We start from the raw sequence: 8,458 nt of genomic DNA, 5'->3' as shown, positions 1-8,458 counted from the left end.
GGTGCCGCACGCCAGGAACTGGCGTGCGGCACTTCTGTCTTCCCGCCAATCCCCCGCGCGGGGGGTGCCGAATACGCGGGCGAAGGGCGACGAGCGCCCCCAGCAAGGAGTTCACTCATGACTCACCAGCAGCAACCCGAGCGGACCGGGCCGACCCGGCGCAAGGTCATCCTCACCGGTGCCGGCCTAGCGGCCGCCGGCGTGGTCGTCGGGGCGGGCGTCCCGCTGGCCACCTCGGTGACGGCGGGTGGCACGCAGGAGGCGGGCGAGCCCGTGGCCGCCCCGAAGAAGCCCGTCATGGTCCACCTGCGCGACGCCGACTCCGGGCACTTCGACGTGTTCGTCGGCACCGAGCGCATCCAGGTCACCGACCGCGCATTCGCCGCGCGCCTGTCCGGTGCCGTCCACAAGGCCGAGCGGAGGTAGCGCCGTGTCCTCGCACCGTGAAGCACCCGAGATCTCGAAGGACCCGGTCGCCGACTCCACCGACGTCTACGCGTTCGTGAGCCCGGACAAGCCGGATACCGTCACCCTGATCGCGAACTACGTGCCGTTGCAGGCACCGGCCGGCGGACCCAACTTCTACGAGTTCGGCGACGACGTGCGCTACGAGATCCACATCGACAACGACGGCGACGGCAAGGCGGACGTCAGCTACGAGTTCCGGTTCACCACCCAGGTCCGCAACCCGAACACGTTCCTCTACAACACCGGCCCGATCCTCGCGATCGACTCGCCCAACTGGAACCGCCGGCAGTTCTACCAGGTGACCCGGCGGGCCAAGGGCCGCGAGGAGACGCTCGGGCGCTGGCTGCCCTGCCCGCCGTGCAACATCGGCCCACTGTCCACTCCGAACTACACCGCGCTCGCCACGGCCGCCGTGCGCAACCTCGGCGGCAAGCGCCGGGTGTTCGCCGGCCAGCGGGCCGAGGGCTTCTACGTCGACCTCGGCGCGATCTTCGACCTGCTCGACCCCCGCCCGTTCGCCGACGCGCACGAGCACTTCGGGCTGGCCAAGTTCCCGCAGTCGGGCAAGGGCGTCAACGCCACGAAGAACCTCAACGTGCACACGATCGCCCTGCAGGTACCGATCACCGACCTGACCCGGGACGGCTGGCGCGGCAAGGACGTCAACGACCCGCGGGCCACGATCGGCGTGTGGACCACGGCGAGCCGCCAGCGCGTGCGGATGCTCGACACCGAGCTCGACAACACCTGGAGCACCGGCCCCTACCGGCAGGTCTCCCGGCTCGCGATGCCGCTGTTCAACGAGGTCATCGTGCCCATGGGGCGCAAGGACTTCTGGAACACCCAGTCGCCGGACGGCGACAGCCGCTTCGCGAAGTTCGTGGCCAAGCCCGAGGTCGCGGCGCTGCTGCCGGGCCTGTTCCCCGGCGTGTTCCCCAACCTGGACGTGCTCAACAAGTCCGGCAAGCCCCGCGCGGACCTGCTGGCGATCCTGCTGACCGGCATCCCGGCCGGCCTGATCGACGGCTTCCAGAACTTCACCGGGAAGACCCAGGCCGACCTGATGCGGCTCAACACGGCCATCCCGCCGTCGGGACAGCCGTCGATCTTCGGGCTGCTCGGCAACGACCTCGCCGGCTTCCCGAACGGGCGGCGCGTGTTCGACGACGTGGTCGCCATCGAGCTGCGGGCGATCGCGGGCGCGACGTACGCGCTGGTGGACAAGAACTACACGCCCGACGGCGCCGCGTCCCAGGTGGACGACGGGGTGACCCCCGCCGACCTGGACATCCCGTACCTGGACCGCTTCCCCTACCTCGGCACGCCGCACGACGGGTTCAACAACCCGTGGACGTGACCGCAGACCCGAGCGGAGGATCCATGATGGACACCCTGGTACTGGACATCGGCGGGGACGTCGGCGCGCTGGTCCTCGTGGCCGGGCCCGAGCTCGCCGAGCAGGAGATCGAGATCAGCGCGGGCCGGCACACGAGCATCGACGCGGCCACGCCGCGCAGCCACAACGTCGTGCACGCGCGGCACGGTGGCGGCCGGGTCGCCTACACGGCGGTGTTCCCGAGCGTGCCGGCCGGCGACTACACGGTGTGGCGCCCCGACGGTTCGGCGCACGCGACGGTGACGATCCACGGTGGCCGGGTGACCGAGCATCACCTGACCTGAGCCCTCCTGATGGGGCGCGAAGACCTCCCGGGGCGGTGTGCCGGGAGGTCTTCGCGTGCGTAAACGGTCCTGTTGAGGGCCCTGATCACGCAGAACGCATAACCGGACACCTCGCCTGCAGAGGGTCGGACACGCCATGATCTCCTCTTGACGTGACCGGTCACCGGAAGGGAGCCGCAGTGCGGGTGTTCCTGAGCCACCGCACCGAGAGCGAGGGGCCGCTTGCTCGCCGGCTGTCCGGGGACCTCGAAAGACGGGGCATCGCCACCTGGGTGGCGCCCAGAGACGTCGACCCGGGCAGCACCTGGGCGCAGTCCGTCGAGGCCGGCCTGCGCACGTGCACGCACGTCGCGGCGCTGCTCACCGACGACGCGCTGTACTCCGGCGCGCTCGACCACGAGCTGCGGGTCGCGGAGATGCGCCAGCTCGACGGGCAGGCGGTGCTCGTGCCGGTGCTGCTCGAGCGGGTCGATCTGCCGGTGTGGCCGGACGCGACGCCCGGGGTCGACTTCACCGGGGCCTACGAAGACGGGCTCGACGCGCTGGCCGAGACGCTGCGGCACAGCGCCGCGGCGGCGGCCCCGGTCGAGCGGCCGATCGTGCACCGGGTACGCCGCGGTGACCGGATCGACCTGCTCGCCGCGCGCTACCTCGGCGACCCCGCCCACTGGCGGCTCATCGCAGAGCAGAACCCGGGACTGGACGTGTCGGCGCTCGAGCCCGGCACGCTCGTCTCGATCCGGACACGGGGGCGGTGAGGATGGCGCAGCGGATGGCACAGGGGATGGCGCGGCCGAAGACCACGGCGAAGACGACCGATACGTCGGCCGGGACGGAGTCGACGGGGACGCACACGGAGACCGCCACCAAGGAGACCGACGAGCGCGGCTGGGGCTACCCGGTCCGGGTGGACATGGGCGGGCGGATCGTGGTCCAGTCCGGCACGGCGGCGGTGGAGTCCGCGCTCGCCGTGCTGCTCGGCACGGTGGCGGGCGAGCGGGTCATGCGGCCGGACTTCGGCGTCCGGCTCGAGTGGACGCTCAAGGAGCTGCCGGACCGCATCCGCGAGCTCGTGTCGCAGTACGAGCCGCGCATCGAGGTCCAGGACGTGGACTTCGAGGATCTCGACCAGCAGTGGGACGCCCGGCAGCTCGGCTGGGCGCGCGTGTGCATCGACTACCAGCTGAAGGCCACCGGCGAGAGCGGCCGGTTCGAGGGAAGGTTCGAATGGACGCGGTGAGCTCTGCCGTGAGCGTTTCGGGGAACGGAGCGGGCAACCTGGCGGGAGAGGACGTCGTCGACGGGGTGGGCCGGCTGCCCGTCCCGTCGCTGGACGACCGGCGGTACGCCGACCTCGTCGAGGCGGCCCTGCGGCTGCGCGACCGGTACTGCCCGGAGTGGACGAGCACCGAGCCGGGCGACCCCGGCATCGCGCTGATCGAGATCGTCTCCTACCTCGTCGACCAGCTGCTGTACCGGCTCAACCAGGTCCCGGACCGGCTGTACTCGGAGTTCCTCAACATGGTCGGCGTCGCGCGCCGCGCGGCCGAGGTGGCGACCGCGCGGGTGGACTTCATGCTCGACGCGCCCGGCCAGACCGTCCGGGTCCCGGCCGGCACGCCGGTGTCCACGGTGGCCGCGGGCAGCGGTCCGGTCGAGTTCGTGACCGTCGAGCAGGCGATCGCGCGGCCGGTGTCGCTGCGCTGGGTCGTCGACGGCGACGAGACCGACGGCGGCCGGATCAGCTCCGCCGTGCGGGCCCGCGAGACCGCGGGCACCTGGATCGAGCTGGTCCTCGGCGAGGGCGGGCCGAACTCGCTCGTGCGGGTGGAGCTGGACATCGACCCGGCGGGCGTGGAGCTGGAGTTCCAGGTGTCGGGCGCCGCGGGCTGGGTGGACGTCGAGTCGGAGAGCGTGCCCGCGGACCGGCCGGCCGTGCTGGTCGACACCGGCCCGGACTGGACCGCCGAGTCCGACCGCTGGAAGATGCGCTTCCGCCCGGTGCTCGCCGAGCGGGCGAAGAAGCTGACCACGTTCTCCGTGCTGGTGCACAACACGCACGGCGCGGGCGTCAGCGTCGAGGTGCAGCATGCCAGCGCCGTGCCGGCCGAGGAGCTCGGCACCGGCACCGGTCGCCCGCGCCAGCGGCTGCGCACCCGGCGCTCCCCGCTGCTGCCGGACCTGCACCGGGTGCGCGTCGGCGGCACCGAGTGGAAGGCCGTCGAGTCGCTGGTCTCCTCGCTCGCCGACGACAAGCATTACGAGCTCGACCGCAACACCGGCGAGGTCCTGTTCGGCGACGGCACCCACGGCGCGATCCCGCCCGAGAACGCGGAGATCGTGATCGACTACCTGGCCGGCGGCGGTTCGGCCGGCAACGTCGCGTCCGGCAGCATCGTCGTGCTGCGCGAGGCGATCCCGCACGTGGCCCGGGTGCACAACCGCTGGCCCGCGACCGGCGGGATGGACGCCGAGTCCGTCGAGGAGGCCCGCACGCGCGCGCCCGCGCTGCTGCGGTCGGGCTGGCGCGCCGTGTCCGCGGACGACTTCGAGCGGCTGGCCCGCCTCTCGAGCCCGCGGGTGGCGCGGGCCCGCTGCAACGCCGAGCCCGGCGTGGCCCGCGTCGTCGTCGTCCCGCACCCCGAGGGCGTGGGCGACGAGGAGAGCTTCGCCTCGCTGCTGCCCGGCGACCCGGTGTTCGACGAGGTCGTCGAGTTCCTGGACGCGCGGCGCGCGGTCGGCGTCCGGCTGGTCGTCGAGCCGCCGGACTACCAGGGCGTGCGCGTGGAGGCGGCGGTGACGCGGTCGGAGTTCGAGCCGGCCGACGAGGTGTACGACCGTGCCGCCGAGGCGCTGCGGGACTACCTGCACCCGGTGCGCGGCGGCCGCGACGGGCAGGGCTGGCCGTTCGGCCGGCCGGTCGTCGCGGGCGAGCTGTTCGGCGTGCTGCTCGACGTGCCCGGGGTGGAGCTGGTCGACGAGGTGCACCTGTTCCCGTGGGATCCGGTCACCGACCAGACCGGCGAGCGGACCGACCGCGTCGACCTCAAGCCGAACGGCCTGTGCTGGCCCGCCCCGCCGCGGGTGCGCGCGAAATGAGCACCCGGGTGGAGCGGATCGCCGCGCTCGTCCCGCGCGCGATGTGGGACGACGACCTGCTGATGCGGATCGTCGCGGTGTTCGACGACCTGCTGGACGGCGTCGCGACGCCGATCGAGGAGCTCGACCTGCTCGCGCATCCCGCGCTCGCGCCGGACGAGATGGTCGACTGGCTGTGCACGTGGCTCGGCTGGGACCTGCCGCCGGGCTGGCCGTCGCCGGACGCCAAGCGCCGGCTGCTGCGCGAGGCGGGGGAACTGCTCACCTACCGCGGCACCGAGCGCGGGATCCGGCAGCTGGTCGAGCTGCTGGGCGGCGCGGACGTCGAGTCGGTGGAGATCGTCGACCCCGGGTTCGTGGTGCTCGGCTGGACGCCGCCCGCGGAGATGTCCCGGCGGATCGAGGTCACCGTGCACGGGCCGATCTCGCAGACGTGGCCCGACGAGGACCGGGCGCGGCTCGAACGGCTCATCCTCGGGGATCTGCTGGCGGGCTGTCCAGCGAGTGTTCGGTTTCCAGGACCGTCCACCGCCCCTCCGGTAGCTCGATGACGATGGTCAGCGGGTAGCCGTGCGTCACCCGGGGGTTGAGCTCGATCTCGACCCGCATGGCCTCGCCCGTGGCGCGTAGCAGGCGGATCGTGAACGCGTCGTCGCCGAGGCCGGAGACGCCGCGGATCGCGGAGTCCAGCTCGGCGACGAGCTCGTGGTCGCCGATGTGCGGGTAGTCGGCGATGCGGTCGAAGACCACGGGCTTGAGCGTGGCGAGCAGCCGCGCGGTCGGGATCTGGAACAGCCACGGGCTGACCGACAGCGTCCGCGCGCCCCAGGTCCGCACGCCCCAGGACGGCATGGCGCGCAACAGGTTGACGTTGAGCCGGGTCAGCATCTCCTGCTCGTAGGTGGTGACGTTGACGGCCACGTCGAGGACCTCGGCGAGCTCGAGGTTGCCGAGCGCGGCCAGCACGCCGCCGCGCCGCAGGGCCTGCGCCCACGCGCCGACGACGTGCCCGCACGGCGGCACCCACGCGAGGCCGGCGTCGGTGTCGACGCGCAGCCAGGGGTAGTAGATGACCGCGTGCGAGGTGTCCGCGCCCAGCACGTCGACCCGCCAGTCACGCATCTCGTCCGGCTCGAGCCCGGGCGGCGGGTCGAGCACCGCGAGCCGGTCGCCGGTGGCGATGCACGACTCGACCATCATCCGCTGCGCGGCGCCGAACGCCTCCAGGTCGACCCCGTCCGCGGAGCGGACGTGTTCGGCGAGCCCGGGGAAGCAGACGATGTCGATGTGGTGGTGCTCGAGCATCTGCAGGGTCGTGTCGAGCGCGAAGAGCGGGTCGTCCTGCGCGGCCAGCGGCGCGATCGCGCAGGGGCCGCCGCCGTTGGCGAACCATCCGCGAACGGACTGCCAGAGCAGGTCCTCACCGGGAAAGCTGCGTGCCTCGTAGGCGCTTTCGACCCGTAGCGGCTCCGGCTTGGGCCAGTGCCCATGACGGCCGAGGAACACAGTGCGCAGGGTCCGCCCATTTCCGCTGTCGGCCACCACCGCATTGTTGCGGATGCTTGGATCAAGGGTGTGTCCGCCATCGTCATCGCCGTGATCGCCGCCGTCGCGTCCGTCGCGGCGGCGGTGGTCGCCGGGCTGTTCGCCATGGCCACCCGCCGTTTCGAGGCCCGCCTGAAGCGCATCGACCAGGTCGCCGAGCCCAAGCGCGACATGTACGTGCCGCTCGTGGACATGCTCGAGCGCATGTTCACGAGCGACGGGACGCCGACCGCCGACGAGCTGGCGCACAAGCGGCGCTTCGACACGTGGATCACCGTGTACGGCTCGAACGGCGCGGTGCGCGCGTACTCGCGGTTCATGCAGGCGCTGCCGGCGCAGCCGCCGGGCGACATCCAGTTCCGGCTGTACGCGGACTTCCTGCTCGAGGTCCGCAAGGAGATGGGCGACCCGACCGGCAACGTCGACCGGCTGCAGATCCTCGGCCCGCGCCTGGCGAACCTGTCCGACCGCCGCAGCCTCACCGACCCGGACCTGGAGAAGGTGTGCGACCGGGCCGGGTGGACCCCGCCCTGGCGCACGTAGCGAGGTCGCGCCGGGTGCGGTGCGCAGCCTCGTGGAACCCCTGCGTTGATCTCCTTTCGTAGACGGCCCCGCTGGGGTAGGAATCGATGTGGATCTGCCCCGATCCCGGCTGGAGGTTCCGATGAAGAAGATCATCAACGACCCGTCGACCGTGGTGGCCGAATCGTTGCGTGGGTTGGAGCTGGCCCACTCCGACCTGATCACCGTCATCCCCGACCCGGCCGTGGTGGTGCGCGCGGACGCCCCCGTGCAGGGCAAGGTCGCGGTCATCTCCGGCGGTGGCTCCGGGCACGAGCCGATGCACGGCGGGCTCGTCGGCATGGGCATGCTCAGCGCCGCCTGCCCGGGCGCGGTCTTCACCTCCCCGACGCCCGACCAGATGCAGACCGCCATCGAGAAGACCAACGGTGGCGCCGGCGTGCTGCTGATCGTCAAGAACTACACCGGTGACGTGCTGAACTTCGAGACCGCCGCGGAGCTCGCGGCCGCCGAGGACATCGAGGTCCGCACGATCGTGATCGACGACGACGTCGCCGTGAAGGACTCGCTCTACACCGCGGGCCGCCGCGGCGTCGGCGGCACCGTGCCGCTCGAGAAGATCGTCGGTGCGGCCGCCGAGCGCGGGGACGACCTCGCGAAGGTGCACGCGATCGCCGAGCGCGTGGTCGCGGGCGTGCGCTCGATGGGCATGGCGCTCGCGGCGCCGATCGTGCCGCACGTCGGCGACCCGAGCTTCGACCTCGCCGACGACGAGATGGAGGTCGGTATCGGCATCCACGGCGAGCCCGGCCGCGCCCGCATGCCCGCGGAGAACGCGGACGGGATCGTGCGCCGGCTGCTCGAGCCGATCGTGGACGACCTGCCGTTCCGCGAGGGCGAACGGGTGCTGCTGTTCACCAACTCGATGGGTGGCACGCCGCTGATCGAGCTCTACCTCGCGCACGGCATCGCGGAGCGGATGCTCGCCGACCGCGGCATCGTCGTGGAGCGGCGGCTCGTCGGCCCGTTCGTCACGAGCCTGGAGATGCAGGGCATGAGCCTCACGCTGCTGAGGCTGGACGACGAGCTGCGCGAGCTGTGGGACGCGCCGGTGCGCACGGCCGCGCTGCGGTGGGGGAGCTGA

10 protein-coding genes are annotated in these 8,458 nt (G+C 72.2%); 9 read left to right on the top strand and 1 reads right to left on the bottom strand.

Features of this window, described 5'->3' with window-relative positions; translation table 11 throughout:
- Positions 1–117 precede the first annotated feature (117 nt).
- From VH969_RS30600 to VH969_RS30570, 7 genes are all read left to right on the top strand, one after another.
- Positions 118–426, top strand: coding sequence for a hypothetical protein (locus VH969_RS30600; protein ID WP_331980606.1), 309 nt, complete (start codon positions 118–120; stop codon positions 424–426).
- A gap of 4 nt (positions 427–430) precedes the next feature.
- Positions 431–1,825: a DUF4331 domain-containing protein gene (locus VH969_RS30595; protein ID WP_331980604.1), complete on the top strand. Its 1,395-nt coding sequence runs from the start codon at positions 431–433 to the stop codon at positions 1,823–1,825.
- 23 nt (positions 1,826–1,848) lie between these two features.
- Complete coding sequence (locus tag VH969_RS30590; protein ID WP_331980602.1) at positions 1,849–2,148, top strand: hypothetical protein; 300 nt, start codon at positions 1,849–1,851, stop codon at positions 2,146–2,148.
- 179 nt (positions 2,149–2,327) lie between these two features.
- A complete protein-coding gene (locus tag VH969_RS30585) occupies positions 2,328–2,906 on the top strand; it encodes a TIR domain-containing protein (RefSeq protein ID WP_331980600.1) in 579 nt (192 codons plus the stop codon).
- Between the two features lie 14 nt (positions 2,907–2,920).
- Positions 2,921–3,388 (top strand): GPW/gp25 family protein, encoded by a 468-nt coding sequence (locus VH969_RS30580; RefSeq protein ID WP_331980598.1) that lies wholly within the window; start codon positions 2,921–2,923, stop codon positions 3,386–3,388.
- Between the two features lie 8 nt (positions 3,389–3,396).
- Positions 3,397–5,247 carry a putative baseplate assembly protein gene (locus VH969_RS30575; protein ID WP_331980596.1) on the top strand — a complete coding sequence of 617 codons (1,851 nt, stop codon included), beginning with the start codon at positions 3,397–3,399 and terminating at the stop codon, positions 5,245–5,247.
- Positions 5,244–5,798 (top strand): phage tail protein, encoded by a 555-nt coding sequence (locus VH969_RS30570; protein WP_331980594.1) that lies wholly within the window; start codon positions 5,244–5,246, stop codon positions 5,796–5,798. Before VH969_RS30575 ends, VH969_RS30570 begins: the two co-directional genes overlap by 4 nt.
- On the opposite strand, the gene VH969_RS30565 is transcribed toward VH969_RS30570, so the two are convergent.
- Entirely contained in the window at positions 5,716–6,789 is a 1,074-nt protein-coding gene (locus VH969_RS30565) for a phage tail sheath subtilisin-like domain-containing protein (RefSeq protein WP_331980592.1), read from the bottom strand. The genes VH969_RS30570 and VH969_RS30565 overlap by 83 nt on opposite strands.
- A 33-nt stretch (positions 6,790–6,822) precedes the next feature.
- On the opposite strand from VH969_RS30565, the gene VH969_RS30560 reads away from it, so the two are divergent.
- Together VH969_RS30560 and dhaK are read left to right on the top strand one after the other, a co-directional pair.
- On the top strand, positions 6,823–7,335 hold the full coding sequence (locus tag VH969_RS30560) for a hypothetical protein (RefSeq protein WP_331980590.1): 513 nt from the start codon (positions 6,823–6,825) through the stop codon (positions 7,333–7,335).
- 121 nt (positions 7,336–7,456) lie between these two features.
- Positions 7,457–8,458, top strand: coding sequence for a dihydroxyacetone kinase subunit DhaK (gene dhaK, locus VH969_RS30555; protein WP_331980588.1), 1,002 nt, complete (start codon positions 7,457–7,459; stop codon positions 8,456–8,458).

It is taken from the genome of Actinophytocola sp. (assembly GCF_036555685.1).
Lineage (GTDB): Bacteria > Actinomycetota > Actinomycetes > Mycobacteriales > Pseudonocardiaceae > Actinophytocola.
Note: the sequence above shows the minus strand (reverse complement) of the source record. Positions and strands in the feature narration are given on the sequence as shown.